Origin of the sequence: Streptomyces sp. NBC_01334 (genome assembly GCF_035983595.1) — a bacterium.
GTDB lineage: Bacteria > Actinomycetota > Actinomycetes > Streptomycetales > Streptomycetaceae > Streptomyces > Streptomyces coriariae.
In genome coordinates, this window is sequence record NZ_CP130718.1 from 4,432,180 (window position 1) to 4,451,721 (window position 19,542).

Here is a 19,542-nt window from a genome sequence, read left to right on the forward strand (position 1 = left end):
CGCGGCACGGCAGTCGCCGGACACGGCGGCGGCCGCCCCGGGGTCGTCCGGAGGCCGCCGCCGTGCCGACTACCGCTCGGCTCGGGTCACTTGGCGGGCTTGTAGAAGGCGTACGTCGCGGTGTACGCGACGCTGACCTGGTCGGTGCCGGCACAGGCCGTGGTGGGGGCGACGCCGCCGGCCGTGTCGAGGCGCTGGATGTAGGTGACGTCGGCGAAGACGCCGGTGCCGCGGGTGGCGGTGGTCTTCAGGAGGAGCTCGGGGATGGTGCCGGTCCTGGGCGAGCTGACGGCGGCGGCGGCGTTGACTGCGCTGCCGTCCACCGTGGACACCCAGACGGGGCCGCGGGAGTGCAGGGCGACCGGGCGGTGGGCTCGGTCTCTCTTGTCCGACAAGGTGGCGGCGGGCTCCAGGAGCTTCCAGACGCCGTCGGCGCAGGTGTAGGTCTGGACGCCCCGGGCGGCGAAGGCTCCGGTCAACCGGTTGCCGTCGGGAACCTTGAGCGCCGCGGGAGCGTGGACCGCGGCGGGGGCGGACTGGGCGGGCGCGGCGTGACCGGCGGTCGTGCCGAGGAGGGTGCCGGCGGTAGCGGCGGCGAGGGCGGTGGTGGTGAGGACGAGTCGCTCGGCGAGCTTCATCGGGTGTTCTCCAGAACGTTTTCCGAACATGTGCACGGGGCAGGGAGTTGACGCCGACCGCGTTGCGACGCCGTCGTGTTCCGACACCGTCGTGTTCCTGACGCGGTCCGCGTCCCTGACGCCGTCCGTGCCCTTGCGCGGGGACGCTACGGGCCCGCGGCCGATTCCGGGGCCCGTCGGAGGAACTCGGCTCTCCGGCACCACGTGTCTGCACGCCGAGGACACTCCCCCGGTCTCAAAGGGCAAGTGGTCACAGCCCTGCGGGCGTTCTCACCCCGGCCACACGATCGCCTGCACCTCGCTGTACGCGTGCAGCGCGTACGAGCCGACGTCCCGCCCGACGCCGCTCCGCTTGAACCCCCCGAACGGGGCCTCCATGTTGCGGCCCACGGTGTTGATGCCGACGCCACCGGCCCGGAGCCTGCGGGCGACCCGGAAGGCCCGGGCCACGTCCGCCGACCAGACGTAGTCGATCAGGCCGTAGTCGCTGTCGTTGGCCAGGGCGATGCCCTCCTCCTCCTCGTCGAAGGGGATGACCGTGACCACCGGGCCGAAGATCTCCTCCCGCGCCACCCGCATGTCGTTCGTGCAGTCGGCAAGGAGGGTGGGGGCGACATAGAAACCCCGCTCCAGCGGCGGGCGTTCGCCACCCGCGACGACCACCGCGCCTTCCTTGCGTCCGAGTTCGACGTACGACTCCACCCGGTCCCGATGGGCGGCCGAGATCACCGGGCCGACCACCGTGTCCGGCGCCCGGGGATCTCCTACCGCCAACCGGCCTGCGTACGCGACGAGTTGCTCCACCAGCCGGTCGTACACCCGGCGCTGTGCCAGCACCCGCGTCGGGGCGGTGCAGATCTGGCCGCTGTAGAAGGAGAAGGTGGTGCCGATGCCGGCCACCGCCGAGGCGAGGTCCGCGTCGTCGAGGACGACCGCCGCGCCCTTCCCGCCCAGCTCCATCAGCTGGCGCCGCATGTCCCGGCCGCACACCTCGGCGATGCGCTGCCCGACCGCCGTCGAACCGGTGAAGCTCACCATGTCGACGTCCGGCGACGACACCGCCGTCTCGCCGATCTCGACGGCCCGCCCGGAGACGACGTTCACCACCCCGCGCGGCACGCCCGCCGCCTCCAGAGCCTCCGCCATCCGGTAGACGGACAGGGGGTCCTGCGGGGCCGGTTTCACGACCACCGTGTTGCCCATGGCGAGTGCGGGGGCGACCTTTCCGGCCGGGTTCGCCCACGGGTTGTTGTAGGAGGTGACGCAGGTGACGACGCCGACCGGCTGCCGTACGGCGACCGCGCCCATCACACCCGCCCTCCCCATCGGCCCGGCCTCGTTGACCTGCGGCGCGATCGGCCACTCGGCGGGCTCCACGCGCGCGTAGCGCCGGAAGCGGGCCACCCCCACCCCGACCTGCATCCCGCGCGCGGTCCCGGTCGTGGCGCCGGTCTCCGCCTGGGCCAGCTCGGCGTACGGCAGCAGCCGGGCGCGCATGATGTCGGCCGCCCGGGCGAGAATCGCCGCCCGTTCCTCCGGCGGGGTGCGCGACCAGGGCCCGAAGGCCTCGCGGGCCGCCGCGCAGGCAGCGCGCACCTGCTCCCGGGAGGCCTCCGGAGCCAGACCGACGGTCCCCTCGGTCGCCGGGTCGACGACCTCGTAGTGCCCGCCGTCGGGCTCCACCCAGGCACCGCCGACGAACAGCCGCTGCCCGCCGGGCCCGTGGGACCCCCCGGACCCGTGGGACCCGTCGGTCGTGCCGATCCCGTCGATCACCTGGTGCTCACCGTCCTGGTGTCCCGCCCCGAGCGCAGCACCCGGCCCGGGACGGCGCCCGTCACCACGTCGTCCCGAATGGCCGCCACGCCGTTGACCCAGACCGCCCGCACGCCGATCGCCTTCGAGTCCAGCCGCGGGCTGCCGCCCGGCAGGTCGTGCACCAGGGTGGCCTTGCCGGCGTCGATCCGCTCCGGGTCGAACAGGACGAGGTCCGCATGCCAGCCCTCCCGGATCCGGCCCCGCTCCCGGAGGCCGAACAGCCGCGCCGGGTCGTCCGTCAGCATCTTCACCGCCTGCTCCAGGCCGGCCAGTCTCCGGCCGCGCAGACAGTCGCCGAGGAAGCGCGTGGTGTACGGCGCCCCGCACATCCGGTCCAGGTGCGCGCCCGCGTCGGAGCCGCCGAGCAGCACGTCCTCGTGGCTCCAGGTGTCCGCCCGCAGCGCCCAGGAGTCCGGGTCGTTGTCCGTCGGCATGGGCCACAGGACCGTACGCAGTTCGTCGGCGGCGCAGATCTCGACCAGACAGGCGAAGGGGTCCAGGCCGCGTTCGGCGGCGATGTCGCGCACGACCCGCCCGGTGAGGCCCTCGTTCGCCGCGCTGTAGGTGTCGCCGATGACGTACCTGCCGAAGTTGGTCAGCCGTCGGAAGACGCCGGCCTCCTTGGAGTTGGCCCGCCTCAGCAGCTCCGCCCGCACCTCCGGGTCCCGCAGCCGCTCGATCCGCTCCGGGACGGGCAGGCCGAGGACCGGCCCCCACCCCGGGATCAGGTTCAGCGCGCAGAACGTGCCCAGGGACATGTTCATCGGCGTGAGGATCGGCATGGTCAGCGCGACGACCCGGCCGCCGGCCTTCCGCGCCCGTTCGCTCGCCATGAGCTGCCGGGGCACGCGTTCCGGAACGGCCGCGTCGACGGTGAGGACGTTCCAGTTCAGGGGGCGTCCTGCGGCCGCGCTCATCTCCACGAACAGATCGATCTCGGCGTCGCTGAACTGGTCCAGACAGCCCGCCACGATCGCCTCGATCTGGGTGCCCTCGTGCTCGCCGACGGCCCGGGACAGCGCGAGCAGCTCCTCCGGCCGGGCGTGCCGGGAGGCGACCGGCTGTCCGTCCCCGTCGGAGTGGGTCGAGGACTGCGTGGTGGAGAAGCCCCACGCGCCCGCGTCCATCGCCTCGTGCAGCAGCCGGACGATGTCGGCCAGCTGCTCCTCGCTCGGCTGCCCGCCCACCGCGTCCGCGCCCATCACGTACCGGCGCAGCGCGCAGTGCCCCACCATGAACCCGGCGTTGACGGCGATCCGCCCCTCCAGCGCGTCCAGGTACTCCCCGAAGCCGTTCCAGCTCCAGGGCGCCCCCTCCTCCAGCGCGACCAGGGACATGCCCTCCACCTTGGACATCATCCGACGCGTGTAGTCGGCGTCCTCGGGTCGGCCCGGGTTCAACGGCGCGAGCGTGAACCCGCAGTTCCCGGCCGCGACCGTGGTCACCCCGTGGTTCAGGGACGGGGTGGCGTAGGGATCCCAGAACAACTGGGCGTCGTAGTGCGTGTGCGGATCCACGAACCCGGGAGCGAGGACGAGCCCGTGCGCGTCCTCGCTGGTCCGCGCCTCCTCGGTGACCGAGCCGACGACGGCGATCCGCCCGTCCCGGATCCCGACGTCGGCGGTGAAGGCAGGCGCACCGGTCCCATCGACAACGGTCGCGCCCTTGATGACGTGATCAAGCATGGGGTGACTCCTCGAGATGCGTGAGGCATGCCTACTCAGAGGGGCGGGGCTGTATCGCTGCGCGGCTCCGCCGCGTGGGCGCGACCAGCCACGACGGAGCCGCAGCCGCCGACGACCCGCACCCCTAGGGCGACTAGGCCCCTTGGCGGAACCGCGTCGTCCGATGGACAGGATCCGTGTCGATCTTGGGAATGACCTGCTCTCCGATCAGCCGGATCGTCTGGAGCGTCTCCTCCTTCGGCACCCCCACCGGCAGCCCGAAGGACAGCTGATCCGCCCCCGCCTGCTCCCACCGCTTGCACTGCCGCAGCACCTCGTCGGGGTCGCCGCAGATCAACAGCTCCTCCTCGACGAGGAGTTCGACGAACTCGGCGTTGTACTCGGGCAGCGTCTCCGGCCAGACCGGGAAGCCCTCGGGCCGGGGGAAGGTGTCGTGGTAGCGGAACACCAGCGAGGGCAGATAGTGCAGCCCGCCCTCGACGGCGATCCGGATCGCCTCGTCGTGCGTCGGCGCGCAGATCGCCGTCGTCGTCACCATCACGTTGTCGTTGACGAAGTCGCCGATCGGCTCGGCGTTCACCACCGCCGTCTTGTACTGCTCCAGCACCCACTCCATGTCGGACACCTTCTGGATGCTGAAGCCGAGCACCCCGAGGCCCTTGCGGGCTGCCATCGCGTACGAGGGCGGCGACCCTGCGGCGTACCACATCGCCGGGTGCGACTTCCCGTGCGGCTTCGGCAGGATCTTGCGCGGCGGCAGCTGCCAGTGCTTGCCCTGGAAGCCGACGTACTCGTCCTGGAGCCACATCTTCGGGAACTCGGCGATGGTCTCCTCCCAGATCTCCTTCGTGTAGTTCATGTCGGTGATGCCGGGGAGGAAGCCGAGGATCTCGTGCGAGCCGGCGCCGCGTCCGCTGCCGAACTCGAAGCGGTTCTCGGTGAGATGGTCGAGCATGGCGACCTTCTCCGCGACCTTCACCGGATGGTTGACCTGGGCGAGCGGGTTGAAGATGCCCGAGCCGAGGTGGATGCGGTCGGTGGCGTGGGCGAGGTAGCCGAGGAAGACGTCGTTGGCGGAGAGGTGCGAGTACTCCTCCAGGAAGTGGTGCTCGGACGCCCAGGCGTACTTGAAGCCGGACTTGTCCGCCTGGATGACGTACTCGGTCTCCTCCATCAGCGCCTTGTGCTCGGCGAGCGGATCGGTCTCGGCGCGCTTGCCCACGTATCCCTGTACAAAGAGCCCGAATTCCACGGAGGTTCACCGTCCCGGTTCCTGGATCGCGATTAACTGACGGATCGTCAGATTCAGCGGATGCCGCCGACTGTGGCACCGGGCTCCCGGATGGTCAATAGCTGACGAACGGTCAGATGACCGAAACGCCCGCCAGCCATCCCCCGTCGATCACGAACGGCTGCCCGGTGATGTACGACGAGTCCTCCGAGGTGAGGAACAGGGCGAGCCGGGCCACCTCGTCCGCGCGGCCGATCCGGCCCAGGGGCACGAGCTTGCGGTAGAGGGAGTCGAGGGCCCGGGTCGTCTCCTCGGGGTCGGAGTCGGGCTCCAGCCGGGACGGATTGGACATCGCGGTGTCGACGGCCCCGGGACAGACCGCGTTGACCCGGATACGGCGGGGCGCCAGCTCCAGGGCGGCGACCCGGGTGAGGCCGAGCACCGCGTGTTTGGTCGCCGCGTAGGCGCCCACGGCCGCCATGCCGGTGAGCCCGGTGTAGGAGGCGGTGTTGACGATGGTGCCGCCGTCGGACAGCTCCGGCGCGGCGGTCCGGATGCCCAGGAAGCAGCCGACCTGGTTGACCCGTACGACCTGCATGAACTCGTCGAGCGGGGTGTCGACGAGGGCGTTGAACCGCAGGATCCCGGCGTTGTTGACGAGCCCGTCGAGATGGCCGTACGCCCGCTTGGCCTCCCGCACCGCCGCGGCCCACTCCTCCTCCACCCCCACGTCGAGATGGACGTACAGCGCGCCGATCTCCTCGGCGAGCGCCTGCCCCTGCTCGTCGAGCACGTCGGCGACGATCACCTCGGCGCCCTCCTGACGGAACAGCCGCGCCTCCTGCTCGCCCTGGCCGCGCGCCGATCCGGTGACGAGGACCACCCGTCCGTCGAGCTTGCCCATGCCGGCTCCCTTCGCCTCGGTGGAGCTCAGCATCGTATCGCCGCATCTGACGAATCGTCAGATGCGTGCGTCGGGAGATGGCAGCCATTGCACAAGCACACATCAAGTGACCAGCCGGTAGGGACATTTGACTCTGTCCGACACCTGTCCGGGGCCCCAATAATCCTTCACGGCCGGGCAAAGCCGAACCCAAGGATGGAGTACGTCGTGGCCAGGAGAAGACTGAAGAACAGGAAGGTCCGGTACGTGGCGATCGGTGCGGCTCTCGCGACCGGCGGAGCCGTCGTCACCCTGCTCCCGTCGGCGAACGCGGCCGACGAGAAGACACCGGATCAGATCATGAGAATGTGCCAGAGGTCCGCCGTGCTCAACGGAAAACAGCAGTCCGTGAGAGATTTCGGAGGAGCCTTCGCCGACGGGTTCGAGTCCGACAACTGCGATTTCGTCGAGACGAAGTTCGAGACCTTCGACGGCCCCACCGAGAAGTCGTCCATCGATTTCCCGAACTGCGAACCGAACGCCGCCGAGCCGGCGAAGGTCTCGATCACGTGGTCGGCGACCGCGGCCCAGGGCCAGGGAAAGTACTCCGTCACGCAACAGGGCGCCGGGGGCGGCCTCTTCGGATTCCTCAGCGGGTCCTGGCTGAAGCACAAGGGCACCCTGGACATGACCGTGAAGTCGGCCACCGCAGGCGCCACGGAACAGCGGGAGGTGCCGGTCGGCAAGGTGCTCCACATGGAGTTCACGCCGAAACTCCAGCGCATGACCGGCGAGTGGCGGGTGCGTCTCGACGCCGACCCCGGAAGCTTCGCCGTGAACCCCTCCCCCGAACAGAACTTCGTGGCGCCCGACGTCGTCGAAGGGCCCGTGATCCTGCCGGGCGCGGCAGGGGCGCCCGGTGTCGCGGACGGCACCTCCAAGGCGGTCCTGGAGGACTGCTGACCTGCAAGAAGCAGCAGAGATCGCAGCTCGACCCGCATCCCCCACAGGAGAATCCCATGACCACCCGCACCCTCCGGGCCAGAAGCCACCGCAGCAAGAGGAAGCGCATCACCCTCGCCCTGGCCCCCGTCGCGGCTCTCGCCGTGGCCGTGCCGCTGATGAACCAGGCAGGCGCCGCCACCCCCTCCGAGGTGACCGCCGACTGCGCGGCCGACTCGAGCAAGCTGGAGAACTGCGAGTTCGTCGACGTCCAGTTCAAGGCGAACAGTCTCGGGCCCAATCAGCGCGTCTCGCCCGTGACGCAGAACTGCGGATCGACGACCGCCGCGACGAACACCTTCAGCGTGAGCACGTCCGTCACCAGGACCATTCAGCTGGAGGACGGGTTCACCGCCGATGCCGGCACGAAACTCGGCAACTCCTTCTTCGAGATCGGCCTGAAGTTCAACACGTCGGAAATCAACATCACCCGCGACGACAAGACGACCGGCCTGGCGTTCAGCCGCTCCGACACCGTCCAGCCGGACAGCATCGGCTTCTTCATGTGGTCCGCCAAGCGCACCGACGTGAGCGGATTCCTGCGGGCCACCTACAAGGAGGCCCAGGACGGCCAGAAGGTGTTCTTCGCGCCGAGCGAGGGCGGGAGCACCGTCCACGTCTTCTATCCGCAGATCCTCAGGAACGGCACGCCGGACGGACGGCTCTGGCTGCGGAACGTGAAATGCGGGACGCCCGAGGCCAATGGAATCCAGAACTCGGCGAACAGCATCCGGACGGAACCGGGATTCGGCGAGGCCGGCGGTAACGTCACCGACGTGGAGATCCCGCTCGCGGACATCTCGCTCTCGGAGATCCCGGCTCCCTGACGGTTCTCAGGTGCGAAGCACGGGTGCGGCCGGGGTGGCGCCGAGCCATCGCAGGACCGCGTCCGTGCTGCCCCGGGCGTCGATCTTGGCGTAGATGTTGCTGAGGTTGTTGCGGACGGTCTTCTCGCTCAGCCGTAATCGCACCCCGATCTCCTGGGCGCCGAGGCCGGTCGACAGCAGCTCCATGACCTGCCGTTCACGCGGCGAGAGCAGCGCGCGCAGCCGCTCGATCGCGTCGCCGGCCGCCGGCATCCGGCGGGCCCCCTCCCGCAGGGCGGCGCACGCGGACGGGGAGAGGTAGGTGTGGCCGACGGTGGCCGCCATCACCGCGGAGGACAGCATGTGGGTGCAGTAGTCGCCCTCGGCCAGATAGCCCGCCCCGCCCCGGAAGACCCCGACGACCGTCTCGGTGTCCGTGCGGGGGCTGACGACGATCACCGGGACACCACGGCCGCCCAGCGCACCCAGCAGCCCCGGGAAGGACGTCGCCGGCTCCGCGCAGCGCAGCACGACGACGTCCGGCTCGCCCTCGCGCAGGGTGTCGTAGGGCGGGGCGACCCGCACCACCCGGCCCACGTACGGGTCGTCGGGGCCGGGCCAGCCCTCGTGCGGCCAGTCGTCCTCGGCGCAGGCGAGAGCGACGGTGAGTCGCTGGGAGGATCGCACTTACGGGGTCCTTCCGCCGGAACCATCACGTCCGTACGTCCGTACATACGCGGCCCGGCGTGGACATGTTCAAACTTCAAGAAGCCCGGTCGAGCAGGGGTCCCACCTCGGCTCCGAACAGGCCGATCTGGTCGGTGAGTTCGGTGCGGCTCCGGCAGCGGAAGCGCACCTGGATCTGATGGACGCCCATCGCCCCGTAGGCCCGCAGCGACTCGGCGAGGACCTCCGGCGGCCCGGTGAGGGTGCGGCGGCCCACCTCCCAGCCGGGGGAGCCGACGTACAGCGGCTCGGTGATGGCGCCGACGGTGAGCGGTGCGTCGTCCCCGCGCAGCCGCCGCAGCGTCTCGATCTGCGCGGGCAGCCGGCCCCTCGGGTCGCCCTGGGGCAGCCAGCCGTCGCCCTTGAGGGCGGCCCTGCGGACGGCGGCCGGGGAGGAGCCGCCGACCCAGATCGGCACCCGCGCCTGGGCCGGCCGGGGCCGCTGCCCGAGCCCCTCGAAGTCGTACGACTTGCCGTGGTGGGAGGGGAACTCGTCCGGCCCGAGCGCGGCGCGCAGCGCGTCGATCGTCTCCTCGAGCACGGCGCCCCGCCGCTCGAAGTCCACCCCCAGCGCCTCGAACTCCTCCCGTACGTGACCGGCGCCCACGCCGAGGATCAGCCGGCCGCCGCTGAGGTGGTCGAGGGTCGCGTACTGCTTGGCGGTGAGCAGCGGGTGGCGCAGGCCGACGACGGCGACGTGCGCGAGCAGCCGGACGCGGTCGGTCACGGCGGCCAGGTGGGCGAGGGTGGCCACGGGGTCGTACCAGACCGTGCTCATGGCCTCGGCCAGCCGGTGCGGGATCGCCACGTGGTCGCAGGCGGCGACGTAGGCGAATCCGGCGCGGTCGGCGGCGCGGGCGATCTCGACGAGGTCGGCGGGACCCGCGTCCGCCTCCCAGGGTTCGGCGTAGAGCGTGGACTGGGACTGGACCGGCAGCTGGATGCCGTAGTCGAGACTCACCGCGGGCTCCAGAGGCCGTCCGGGGTCAGCCCCAGCAGTTCGATCGCGTTGCCCCGGACGATCCGCTCCACCACGTCCGGCGCCAGGTGGCCCATCTGTGCCTCGCCGACCTCGCGCGACTTCGGCCAGGTGGAGTCGGAGTGCGGGTAGTCGGTCTCGTAGAGGACGTTCCCGACGCCGATGGAGTCGAGGTTCCTGAGGCCGAAGGCGTCGTCGAAGAAGCAGCCGAAGACGTGGTCGGCGAACAGCTCGGACGGGGGACGGTGGACCTTGTCCGCGACCCCGCCCCAGCCCCGGTTCTCCTCCCACACCACGTCGGCACGCTCCAGGATGTAGGGGATCCAGCCGATCTGGCCCTCCGCGTACATCACCTTCAGGTTCGGGAAGCGCTCGAACTTGCCGCTCATCAGCCAGTCGACCATCGAGAAGCAGCAGTTGGCGAAGGTGATGGTGGAGCCGACGGCGGGCGGCGCGTCGGCGGAGGTGGAGGGCATCCGGCTGCTGGAGCCGATGTGCATGGCCACGACCGTGCCGGTCTCGTCGCAGGCGGCGAGGAAGGGGTCCCAGTCGTCGGTGTGGACGGAGGGCAGGCCGAGGTGCGGGGGTATCTCGGAGAAGGCGACCGCGCGGACCCCTCGGGCGGCGTTGCGCCGGACCTCCGCCGCCGCCAGTTCGGCGTCCCAGAGCGGGATGAGGGTGAGCGGGATCAGCCGGCCCCGCGCCTGCGGGCCGCACCACTCCTCCACCATCCAGTCGTTGTAGGCACGCACGCACAGCAGGCCCAGTTCGTGGTCGGCGGCCTCGGTGAAGGTCTGGCCGCAGAAGCGCGGGAAGGTGGGGAAGCAGACGGCGGACTGGACGTGGTTGACGTCCATGTCGGCGAGGCGGGACGGGACGTCGAAGGACCCCGGGCGCATCTGCTCGTAGGTGATGACCTCCAGCTTGATCTCGTCCCTGCTGAAGCCGACGGCGGTGTCCAGGCGGGTGAGGGGGCGGTGCAGGTCCTCGTAGATCCACCAGTCGCCGATCGGGCCGTCGTCGCCGGGCTCGCCCATGACGGGCTTGAAGCGGCCGCCGAGGAAGGTCATCTCCTTCAGCGGAGCCCGGACGACGCGGGGTCCGGTGTCGAGGTACTTCTTCGGGAGGCGGTCCTGCCAGACGGTGCTCGGCTCCACGGTGTGGTCGTCGACGGAGATGATCAGCGGGAGGTTCTCCGTGGCCTGGACGGTCTTCGCGGTCTCCAATGCGTTCTCCATGGGGGCACGGTAGCGCTGATCTGACGGATCGTCAGCTAGTGGGCGGCAGCCGGAGTTGATCGACTCTGTGGGGATGTGTGCACACCGGATGTGAGGGGTGTGTGGACTCCCGTGCAGCTGCCGGGCAAGCTGACGCTTCCGGCATGGACAGGGCAAACTGGCCTAGGACCTGTCCGGCCGATCACGTCGCAGGAGAGTGACGGTGCCGAAGCAGCGCCGATGAGTGGGGTCTGGTGCGTGCGGCTGCAAGGCGGAGGAGGGCGTCGACGCGGAGCGTCGACAACCGACCAACGCCGCAGACGTGCGTGCCGGACCCCGCGTCTGCGGCGTGATCGGCCGGACAGGTCCTTGATTCGGATGCCTAAGGGGAGCCCTGATGGACGACCGGGTAGGACACCGCGACCCGCGTGTGCCGGAGCAGAGGCGTCCCGGCTCCGCCGAGGAGCCGGCGGCGCTGCGCTTCGACGTGCTCGGTCCGGTGCGCGCACACCGCGGCGACGAGCGGTTGGCCACCGGTTCACCGCAGCAACGCGCCCTGCTGGCAGCCCTGTTGCTGCGCGAGGGCCGTACGGCCACGGCCGCCGAGCTGATCGACGCGCTGTGGGGCGAGGAGCCCCCGTCGCAGGCACTGGCGGCGGTGCGGACCTACGCCTCCCGGCTGCGCAAGGTGCTCGACCCGGGCGTCCTGGTGAGCGAGTCGGGCGGCTACGCGGTGCGCGGTCTGGCCGAGGGCGCGCTGGACCTGGCGGTGGCGCAGGAGTGGGCGGCGCAGGCGGAGAAGGCGCGGAACGCCGGGGACCTGTCCCACGCCCGCGAGGTGCTGAACCGGGCGCTGGGACTGTGGGACGGGGAGGCCCTGGCCGGCGTCCCCGGGCCGTACGCGGAGGCGCAGCGGGTCCGGCTGGAGGAATGGCGGCTGGGACTGCTGGAGTCCCGGCTGGACATGGACCTGGAGCAGGGCTGCCACGCGGAGGCCGTCTCCGAACTCACCGCGCTCACCGCGGCGTACCCGCTCCGCGAGCGGCTGCGCGAACTGCTGATGCTGGCGCTGTACCGCAGCGGCCGGCAGGCGGAGGCGCTCGCGGTGTACGCGGACACCCGGCGACTGCTGGCCGAGGAGCTGGGGGTGGATCCGCGGGCCGGACTGCGGCAGTTGCAGCGCCGCATCCTACAGGCCGACCCGGAGTTGGCGGAGCCGTCGGCGCCGGCCGCGGAACCGGCGGTGGTACGGGTGCGGCCCGCGCAACTCCCGGCCACCGTGCCCGACTTCACCGGTCGTTCCGCCTTCGTACGGGAACTGAGCGAGGTGCTGGCCGGAGCCGGTGACGGCACGGGCGCGGGCGGCCGGGTGATGGCGGTGTCCGCGCTCGCGGGCATCGGGGGCGTGGGCAAGACGACCCTCGCCGTGCACGTGGCCCACCAGGCCCGGCCAGCCTTCCCCGACGGCCAGCTGTACGTCGATCTCCAGGGCGCGGGGCCGCGGTCGGCGGAGCCGGAGACGGTCCTCGGGTCGTTCCTGCGGGCCCTGGGCACGGCGGACTCGGCGATCCCCGACTCCCTGGAGGAGCGGGCGGCGCTGTACCGCTCGGTGCTGGACGGCCGCCGGGTGCTGGTGCTGCTGGACAACGCGAAGGACGCGGCCCAGATACGCCCCCTGCTGCCGGGCACGGAGGGCTGCGCGGCGCTGGTCACCTCACGGGTGCGGATGGTGGACCTGGCGGGAGCGCATCTCGTCGACCTGGACGTGATGTCCCCCGAGGAGGCCCTCGCCCTCTTCACCCGGATCGTCGGCGAGGAGCGGGTGGCGGCGGAGCGCAAGGCCGCGCTGGACGTGGTGGCCGCGTGCGGCTTCCTGCCGCTGGCGATCCGGATCGCGGCCTCCCGGCTGGCCGCCCGCCGCACCTGGACGGTGTCCGTCCTCGCCGCCAAGCTGGCGGACGAACGGCGCCGGCTGGACGAGCTCCAGGCGGGCGACCTGGCGGTGAAGGCGACCTTCGAACTCGGCTACGGCGCACTGGAGCCCGCCCAGGCCCGCGCGTTCCGGCTGCTCGGCCTGGCGGACGGCCCGGACACCTCCCTGGCGGCGGCCGCGGCGGTCCTGGACCTGCCGGTGGAGGACACCGAGGACCTGCTGGAGTCCCTGGTGGACACCTCCCTGCTGGAGTCGGCGGCCCCCGGCCGCTACCGGTTCCACGACCTGGTACGGCTCTACGCGCGTGCCTGCGCCGACCGCGACGAGCCACCCGGCGAGCGCGGCACGGCGTTGTCGCGGTTGCTGGACTTCTATCTGGCGACGGCGGCGGGGGTGTACGCGATCGAGCGGCCCGGCGACCGCACGGTCGTCCACCTGGAGCCCACGTCGTACCGGGGGCTGTCCTTCGGCGAGCGGACACAGGCCCTCGACTGGCTCTTCGCGGAGGCCCAGTGCCTGCTGGCGTGCGCACGGCAGCAGCAGTCGGGCAGTGGGCTGCGCCGTGCCGTCGATCTGCTCTGGGCCGCCAAGGACCTGGCGGAGTCGGGAGCGAACGCGAAGCAGTACGAGTGGGCGGCCACGGCCCTGCGGGACGCCGCGCAGGACGCCGCCGACGTCCGCGCGGAGAGCCGCGCGCGGACGGCGCTGTCCAACGTTCATCTGGCCGCGGGACGTTACTCCGAGGCGGACGAGGAGGCCCGGCTCGCGATCGAACTCGCGACGGCGGCGCACGACGCGACGCCGGTGAGCTGGGCGGCGACGGACCGGGGGATCATCGCCCTCAACCAGGGACGGTACGAGGAGGCGGAGCGGCTACTGACGACGGCGCGCGACGGGTATCGCGCCGACGGCAACCGCCCTGGCGAGGCCAGCGCGCTGTGCAACCTCGCTCAGTTGCACCAGCGCATGGACCGTGCCGACAGCGCGGTCTCGCTCGCGCAGCAGGGCGTCGACATCTTCCAGCAGCTCGGTCTCAGCCTGCGCCTCGCGAACGGCCGCTACTCCCTGGGTGTGGCGCTCACCCGCGCCGGGCGCCTGCCGGAGGGTCTGGCCCAGCTCACCGACGCCATGCTGATCTTCGCCTCCAACCGGCAGCGGCTGTGGGAGGGCACGACGCATCTGCGCATCGCCCAGCTGCACCTGGCCGCCCATCGCCCCGCGCAGGCCGCTCAGCACGCGGAGCAGTCCCTCGCCATCGGGGTCATCGGAGGTGACCTGATCCGAGGCAGCGTCCTGAACACGCTGGGCAAGAGCCTGCGGGCGCTGGGCCAGTCGGACCGGGCGCGCGCCTGTTGGCACGAGGCCCTGCTCCTGCTGGAGAATGCGGGGGCGCCCGAGGCCGCCGAGGTGCGTCGGCTGCTGGCCCCTCTGGACGCGTCATGAGTCCGACGCGGGCGGCGTTCATCGAACGTTTATGACCGCCCGACAGAATCGACCCAACGGTCCGTCGCGTCGGGGGGCATGCGGGCCGGGGAGTCCATGGGGGTGGACTCCGGTCCACGCCTCTGTCCGGCGATACTCGGGGGAATCGCCGGACAGAGGCGTCTCATTCACTTGAACACCATTCACAGGGGAAGCGTGAACATGAGCAGCACCGAGAAGCAGCCGACGGACATCACCACGCTGGAGAACCACTCGCCCGTCCCGCCGGCCCTCAAGGACGTGGTGACGCAGGAGACCACGACGCAGGAGACCACGGCCACGTCGACCGGCGAAGAGATCACCACGCTGGAGAACCACTCGCCCGCCCCGCCCGCCCTGGACCTGGACGGCAAGTAGGCACCACCCGTCACCACTTCGACGGGGATCGGCCGCGGCGGCGCGGAGGGGAGCCGCCGCGGCCGAGGCGTGTCCGGGGCCCGCGCGGTCACCGGGAGCGCAGCTCGCCCTTGACCACCTTGCCGCTCGCGTTGCGGGGCAGGGCGGTCACGAACTCCACCGCCCTCGGCACCTTGTAGTTGGCCATCTCCCGCCGGGCCCAGGCGATCAGGTCGTCGGCCGTGGAGACCGCGCCCGGCCGCCGCACCACGTACGCCTTGCCCACCTCGCCCAGGCGGGGATCGGGGACGCCGATCACGGCCACGTCGGCCACGTCCGGGTGCAGGCCGAGGCGCTGCTCTATCTCCGCCGGGTAGGCGTTGAAGCCGCCGACGATGAACATGTCCTTGAGGCGGTCGGTGATCCGGAGGTTGCCGGAGGCGTCCAGGACGCCCACGTCACCGGTGCGCAGCCAGCCGTCCTCCGTCAGGGCCTCCGCCGTCGCCGTCTCGTCCTCGTAGTAGCCGCGCATCACGTTGAAGCCCCGGACCAGGACCTCCCCGGGTTCGCCCGGCGCCGCGTCCACCCGCACCTCGGTGCCGGGGATCGCGCGGCCCGACGTCGAGGCGATGACCGTGGGGTCGTCCCCGCGACGGCACATCGTGACGACACCGCTCGCCTCCGAGAGGCCGTACGCCGTCAGGACGGTCTCGACGCCCAGTTCGCCCCGCAGGCGTTCGACGAGCCGCAGCGGCACCACCGCCGCGCCCGTGACGACCAGCCTCAGCGCCGACAGGTCGTGCTTGTCCCGGGACGCGTGGTCCAGGAGCGACTGGTGCAGGGTCGGCGGGCCGGGGAGGACCGAGACCCGTTCCGACGCCACGTTCGCGAGGACCGTGTCCACGTTGAACACCGGCTGCGGGATCATCGTCGCGCCCCGCATCAGACAGGCGATCACGCCCGCCTTGTAGCCGAAGGTGTGGAAGAAGGGGTTCACGATCAGGTAGCGGTCGCCCTGTCGCAGCCCCGCCAGGTCGGTCCAGATCCCGTACGCCCGCAGGGTCTGCGCGTGGGTGATCACCGCGCCCTTGGGGCGGCCCGTCGTGCCCGAGGTGAAGACGATGTCCGAGGGCCACTCCCCCGCCACCCGGTCCGCTCGCGCCCGGACCTCCGCCGCCCCGATGCCCTCCCCGCTCGCCAGGAAGTCCTTCCAGGTCCGGAAGTCCGGCGGGGCGTCGTCCGAGAGGACCACCACCTGCTCCAGCGCGGGAAGCCCCGGCAGCGGGCCGCCGCCGGCGCCCTCCGCCGCCGCCCGCCGCAGCGACGCCACGTACGACGTCCCGAGGAAGGTGCCCGTCACGAACAGCAGACGCGTCCCGCTGCGGCGCAGTACGTCCGCCGCCTCCGTGCCCTTGAAGCGGGTGTTCAGGGGCACCAGCACCGCTCCCGCGCTCACCGCGCCGAGCGCCGCCACCATCCAGTCCAGCGAGTTCGGGGCCCAGACGGCCACGCGGTCGCCCGCCCGCACCCCGTTCGCCAGACAGGCCGCCGCCGCGCGTTCGACGCGGGCGCCGAGTTCGGCGTACGAGATCCGGGTACGGCCCTCCACCACCGCCTCGGTCGTCGCGTACCGCTCGGCGGACCAGCGGACCAGGCCGGGGATCGTCCCCCACTCCATGTCACCACGCATGACCAGCCTCCCCACCCGACCACTAGCTGACTGACCGTCAGATTAGCGGTAACCTGACGGACTGTCAGCAGCACTGTCGCCGTGTGGAGGTGCGCGCAGCATGCCCGCAGTGACCGGAATCAAGGACGCCACCGCCATCGTCGGCATCGGTCAGACGTCCTTCGCCAAGCACCTCCCCGAGGACGAACGGACGCTCGCCTGCCGGGCCGTCCTCGCCGCCCTCGACGACGCCGGGATCGCCCCCGGCGAGGTCGACGCCCTCGCCTCCTACACCATGGAGGAGACGGACGAGGTCGAGCTCGCCAAGGCCGTCGGGTTCGGGGACCTGACCTTCTTCAGCAAGATCGGGTTCGGCGGCGGCGGTTCCTGCGCCACCGTCGCCCACCTCGCCGCCGCCATCGCCTCCGGGCAGGCCACGGTGGGGGTCGCCTGGCGGTCGCGGAAACGGGGCTCCGGGCCGCGTCCGTGGACCAACACGGCCGTCCAGCTCCCCACCCCCGCCCAGTGGACCCGGCCCTTCGGGCTGCTGCGGCCCGCCGACGAGATAGCCATGCTCGCCCGCCGCTATCTGCACGAGTACGGCGCCACCCGCGACCATCTCTTCAACGTCGCCCTCGCCTGCCGCAACCGCGCCAACCAGAACCCGGCCGCCGTGATGTACGAACGGCCGCTCACCCGCGAGATGTACATGTCGTCCCGGTGGATCAGCGAGCCCCTGTGCCTGTACGACAACTGCCTGGAGACGGACGGGGCGTTGGCGTGCGTCATCGTGAGCGGCGAGCGGGCCCGGGACTGCCGCCGGAGACCCGTGTACGTCCACTCCGCCGCCCAGGGCCTGCCCGCCCAGCACCACGGCATGGTCAACTACTGGAACGACGACCCGCTCACCGGCCCCGCCTGGGCGGCTGCCCGGCACCTGTGGAAACACGCCGACTTCACCCCGACCGACGTCGACGTCGCGCAGATCTACGACGCCTTCACGCCCCTCGTCCCGCTCTCCCTCGAGGGATACGGGTTCTGCGGCCGGGGAGAGGGTGGCGCGTTCACCGAGGGAGGGGCCCTGGAGACCGGCGGACGGCTGCCCCTCAACACCGGCGGGGGCGGACTCAGCGAGGCCTACGTCCACGGCTTCAACCTCATCAACGAGGGCGTCAAGCAGCTGCGCGGGACCAGCACCGCCCAGGTGCCCGGCGCCGCGACCTGCCTCGTCACCGCCGGCGAGGGCGTCCCGACCTCCGCCCTGCTGCTCAGGAACTGACCGCACCGAGGAGCTGATCCCACGATGCTCACCCCCGTCACCGACGCCGACGGCGCCCCCTTCTGGCGGTACGCCGCCCAGGGCGAACTCCGCGTCCAGGCCTGCGCCGACTGCGGCGAACCCCGCTTCCCGCCCCGCCCCTGCTGCCCGCACTGCCAGTCCTTCGCGAGCGAGTGGCGGCGGACGTCGGGACGCGGCCGGATCTGGTCCTACGTCGTCCCGCACCCACCCCTGCTGCCCGACTACGCCGCCCACGCCCCCTACAACGTGATCCTCGTCGAGCTGGCCGAGGCGCCCCGCATCCGGCTGGTGGGGAACCTGGTGAGCGGACCGGGGGCGGCGATCGACTCCTTCTCCCCCGACCGCATCCGCATCGGCGCCCGTGTACAGGTCGTCTTCGACGGCGACGGGCTTCCGCAGTGGGTTCTGGAGCGGCCGTGAGTGTGCGACTGGACATCGACAAGGACACCGGGGTCGCCGTCGTCACCCTCGACCGGCCGGCCCGGCTGAACGCCCTCGACCTCGAGACCGTCCGCGAACTGCAGGACGCCTGGCGGGAGTTGCGGTTCGACGACTCGGTTCGGGCCGTCGTCCTCACCGGGGCCGGACAGCGGGCGTTCTGCACCGGCCTCGACCGGGACGCCGTCGTGCCGCAGCCCGGCTCCCCGTACATGCAGGACGATCCGCTGCTCACCGTCGGCCCGAAGGCGAACGACCTGTGGAAGCCGGTCGTCGCCGCCGTGGAGGGGATGGCCTGCGGGGGCGCCTTCTACCTGCTCGGGGAGTGCGAGTTCGTCGTCGCGGGCGCCGACGCCGTGTTCTTCGACCCGCACACCACGTACGGGATGGTCAGCGCGTACGAGTCGGTGCTCCTGGCGCAGCGGATGCCGTACGGGGAGGTCGCGCGGATGATGCTCATGGGGACGGCGGAACGGATCTCCGCGCGGCGCGCCTTCGACGTCGGGCTGGTGTCCGAACTCACCGACACCGGCGGGGCGTCGGCCGCCGCCGTCGCCTGCGCCGCCGTCGTCGCCGGGTATCCCCCCGCCGGGGTCCAGGGCACCGTGCGGGCGCTGTGGTCGGCGAAGGAGGTGGCCCGCGCGATGGGGTTCGCGCAGGCGCCGCATCTCATCTCGCTGGGGAACCTGCCCACCGAACGCCAGGCGGAGCTGTTCGCCGGCCGCTCGGCAGCCGAACCCCGGGTCCGCTAGGAGAGTTCAGGAGGACGGGGCCGCCGGGTCGGGCTCGCAGTGGTCGACCTTCGCCGCGACGCCCGGGCCGGACAGGTCGACCTGGACCGTCGCCGAGTCGTTCCCCGAGACGTAGGCCTCCTCGCTCTGCTCCTCCAGCCGGCCGGAACCCGCGTCGAGGAAATCGACCGTGACGGTGAAGTAGCCGCCGGTCGCGTTCGGGTTGGTGACCTCGACCGTCGCGTACGCCTCGCTCGGCGTCGCGCAGTCGATCAGCTCCACCGTGGCGTCCCTCAGCGCCGTGGACGTGCTCGACGAGCCGCCGTCGCCGTAGGTGTCGTCCGAGTAGTCGTCATCGTCGTCGTAGTCGTGGTAGGTGCTGCCGGACGAGCCGCTGGACGTCGAACCCGACGTCGACGACGAGCTGTCGTGGTTCTGGCTGGAGCTGCTGCACCCGCCGCCCCCGCCGCCGTGGCTGCTGCCGTGACCGTGACCCCGGCTCGTCGAGAAACCGGTCAGGGCCAGTACGACGAACACGGCCACCGTGGTGAACTTGAGTTTCTGCCCCCGTCGATCCATACCGACAGCGTAGGCACCGCCTGTCACGGTCATGTCACCGCGTGGCGACCGGCCGGTCCCCGGCGTAGCGTCTGCGGTGGCGGCCGCCG

General features: G+C 71.6%; 17 protein-coding genes. 7 read left to right on the forward strand and 10 right to left on the reverse strand.

The window, feature by feature from the left end:
* Window positions 1-86: 86 nt before the first annotated feature.
* From OG736_RS19765 to OG736_RS19785, 5 genes are all read right to left on the reverse strand, one after another.
* Entirely contained in the window at window positions 87-638 is a 552-nt protein-coding gene (locus tag OG736_RS19765) for a DUF3455 domain-containing protein (protein WP_327183628.1), read from the reverse strand.
* Window positions 639-908: 270 nt separating this feature from the next.
* Window positions 909-2,402 (reverse strand): aldehyde dehydrogenase family protein, encoded by a 1,494-nt coding sequence (locus OG736_RS19770; RefSeq protein ID WP_327187654.1) that lies wholly within the window; start codon window positions 2,400-2,402, stop codon window positions 909-911.
* Window positions 2,403-2,410: 8 nt separating this feature from the next.
* Window positions 2,411-4,141, reverse strand: coding sequence for an N-acyl-D-amino-acid deacylase family protein (locus OG736_RS19775; protein WP_327183629.1), 1,731 nt, complete (start codon window positions 4,139-4,141; stop codon window positions 2,411-2,413).
* Between the two features lie 133 nt (window positions 4,142-4,274).
* The gene (locus tag OG736_RS19780; protein ID WP_323179006.1) at window positions 4,275-5,393 is read right to left on the reverse strand and encodes an LLM class flavin-dependent oxidoreductase; all 1,119 of its coding nucleotides are present in this window, start codon (window positions 5,391-5,393) and stop codon (window positions 4,275-4,277) included.
* Between the two features lie 112 nt (window positions 5,394-5,505).
* Complete coding sequence (locus OG736_RS19785) at window positions 5,506-6,276, reverse strand: SDR family NAD(P)-dependent oxidoreductase (RefSeq protein ID WP_327183630.1); 771 nt, start codon at window positions 6,274-6,276, stop codon at window positions 5,506-5,508.
* A 246-nt stretch (window positions 6,277-6,522) separates the two neighbouring features.
* On the opposite strand from OG736_RS19785, the gene OG736_RS19790 reads away from it, so the two are divergent.
* Window positions 6,523-7,218, forward strand: coding sequence for a hypothetical protein (locus tag OG736_RS19790; protein ID WP_327187655.1), 696 nt, complete (start codon window positions 6,523-6,525; stop codon window positions 7,216-7,218).
* Window positions 7,219-7,274: 56 nt separating this feature from the next.
* A complete protein-coding gene (locus OG736_RS19795) occupies window positions 7,275-8,084 on the forward strand; it encodes a hypothetical protein (RefSeq protein WP_327183631.1) in 810 nt (269 codons plus the stop codon).
* Between the two features lie 6 nt (window positions 8,085-8,090).
* Here the strand turns inward: OG736_RS19795 and OG736_RS19800 are convergent, their stop codons facing one another.
* From OG736_RS19800 to OG736_RS19810, 3 genes are all read right to left on the reverse strand, one after another.
* Window positions 8,091-8,750, reverse strand: coding sequence for a response regulator transcription factor (locus OG736_RS19800; protein WP_327183632.1), 660 nt, complete (start codon window positions 8,748-8,750; stop codon window positions 8,091-8,093).
* Between the two features lie 76 nt (window positions 8,751-8,826).
* Window positions 8,827-9,750: an LLM class F420-dependent oxidoreductase gene (locus OG736_RS19805; RefSeq protein ID WP_327183633.1), complete on the reverse strand. Its 924-nt coding sequence runs from the start codon at window positions 9,748-9,750 to the stop codon at window positions 8,827-8,829.
* Window positions 9,747-11,006 (reverse strand): amidohydrolase family protein, encoded by a 1,260-nt coding sequence (locus tag OG736_RS19810; protein ID WP_327183634.1) that lies wholly within the window; start codon window positions 11,004-11,006, stop codon window positions 9,747-9,749. The genes OG736_RS19805 and OG736_RS19810 overlap by 4 nt, the downstream gene beginning before the upstream one ends.
* Before the next feature lie 376 nt (window positions 11,007-11,382).
* Between OG736_RS19810 and OG736_RS19815 the strand changes: the two genes are divergently transcribed.
* Window positions 11,383-14,361, forward strand: coding sequence for an SARP-family global regulator AfsR (locus tag OG736_RS19815; protein ID WP_327183635.1), 2,979 nt, complete (start codon window positions 11,383-11,385; stop codon window positions 14,359-14,361).
* 201 nt (window positions 14,362-14,562) lie between these two features.
* On the forward strand, window positions 14,563-14,757 hold the full coding sequence (locus OG736_RS19820) for a sigma-like protein (protein WP_327183636.1): 195 nt from the start codon (window positions 14,563-14,565) through the stop codon (window positions 14,755-14,757).
* An 88-nt stretch (window positions 14,758-14,845) separates the two neighbouring features.
* On the opposite strand, the gene OG736_RS19825 is transcribed toward OG736_RS19820, so the two are convergent.
* Window positions 14,846-16,426: a FadD3 family acyl-CoA ligase gene (locus tag OG736_RS19825; protein WP_327183637.1), complete on the reverse strand. Its 1,581-nt coding sequence runs from the start codon at window positions 16,424-16,426 to the stop codon at window positions 14,846-14,848.
* Between the two features lie 100 nt (window positions 16,427-16,526).
* Here OG736_RS19825 and OG736_RS19830 point away from each other — a divergent pair, with 100 nt between their 5' ends.
* Genes OG736_RS19830 through OG736_RS19840 form a run of 3 tightly spaced genes read left to right on the forward strand, consistent with a single transcriptional unit; the run spans window position 16,527 to window position 18,895 of the window.
* Window positions 16,527-17,684 carry a lipid-transfer protein gene (locus OG736_RS19830; RefSeq protein ID WP_327183638.1) on the forward strand — a complete coding sequence of 386 codons (1,158 nt, stop codon included), beginning with the start codon at window positions 16,527-16,529 and terminating at the stop codon, window positions 17,682-17,684.
* Window positions 17,685-17,708: 24 nt separating this feature from the next.
* Window positions 17,709-18,125, forward strand: coding sequence for a Zn-ribbon domain-containing OB-fold protein (locus OG736_RS19835; RefSeq protein ID WP_142264834.1), 417 nt, complete (start codon window positions 17,709-17,711; stop codon window positions 18,123-18,125).
* Window positions 18,122-18,895: an enoyl-CoA hydratase/isomerase family protein gene (locus OG736_RS19840; RefSeq protein WP_327183639.1), complete on the forward strand. Its 774-nt coding sequence runs from the start codon at window positions 18,122-18,124 to the stop codon at window positions 18,893-18,895. The genes OG736_RS19835 and OG736_RS19840 overlap by 4 nt, the downstream gene beginning before the upstream one ends.
* A gap of 6 nt (window positions 18,896-18,901) precedes the next feature.
* On the opposite strand, the gene OG736_RS19845 is transcribed toward OG736_RS19840, so the two are convergent.
* The gene (locus OG736_RS19845; protein ID WP_327183640.1) at window positions 18,902-19,453 is read right to left on the reverse strand and encodes a hypothetical protein; all 552 of its coding nucleotides are present in this window, start codon (window positions 19,451-19,453) and stop codon (window positions 18,902-18,904) included.
* Between the last annotated feature and the right edge of the window lie 89 nt (window positions 19,454-19,542).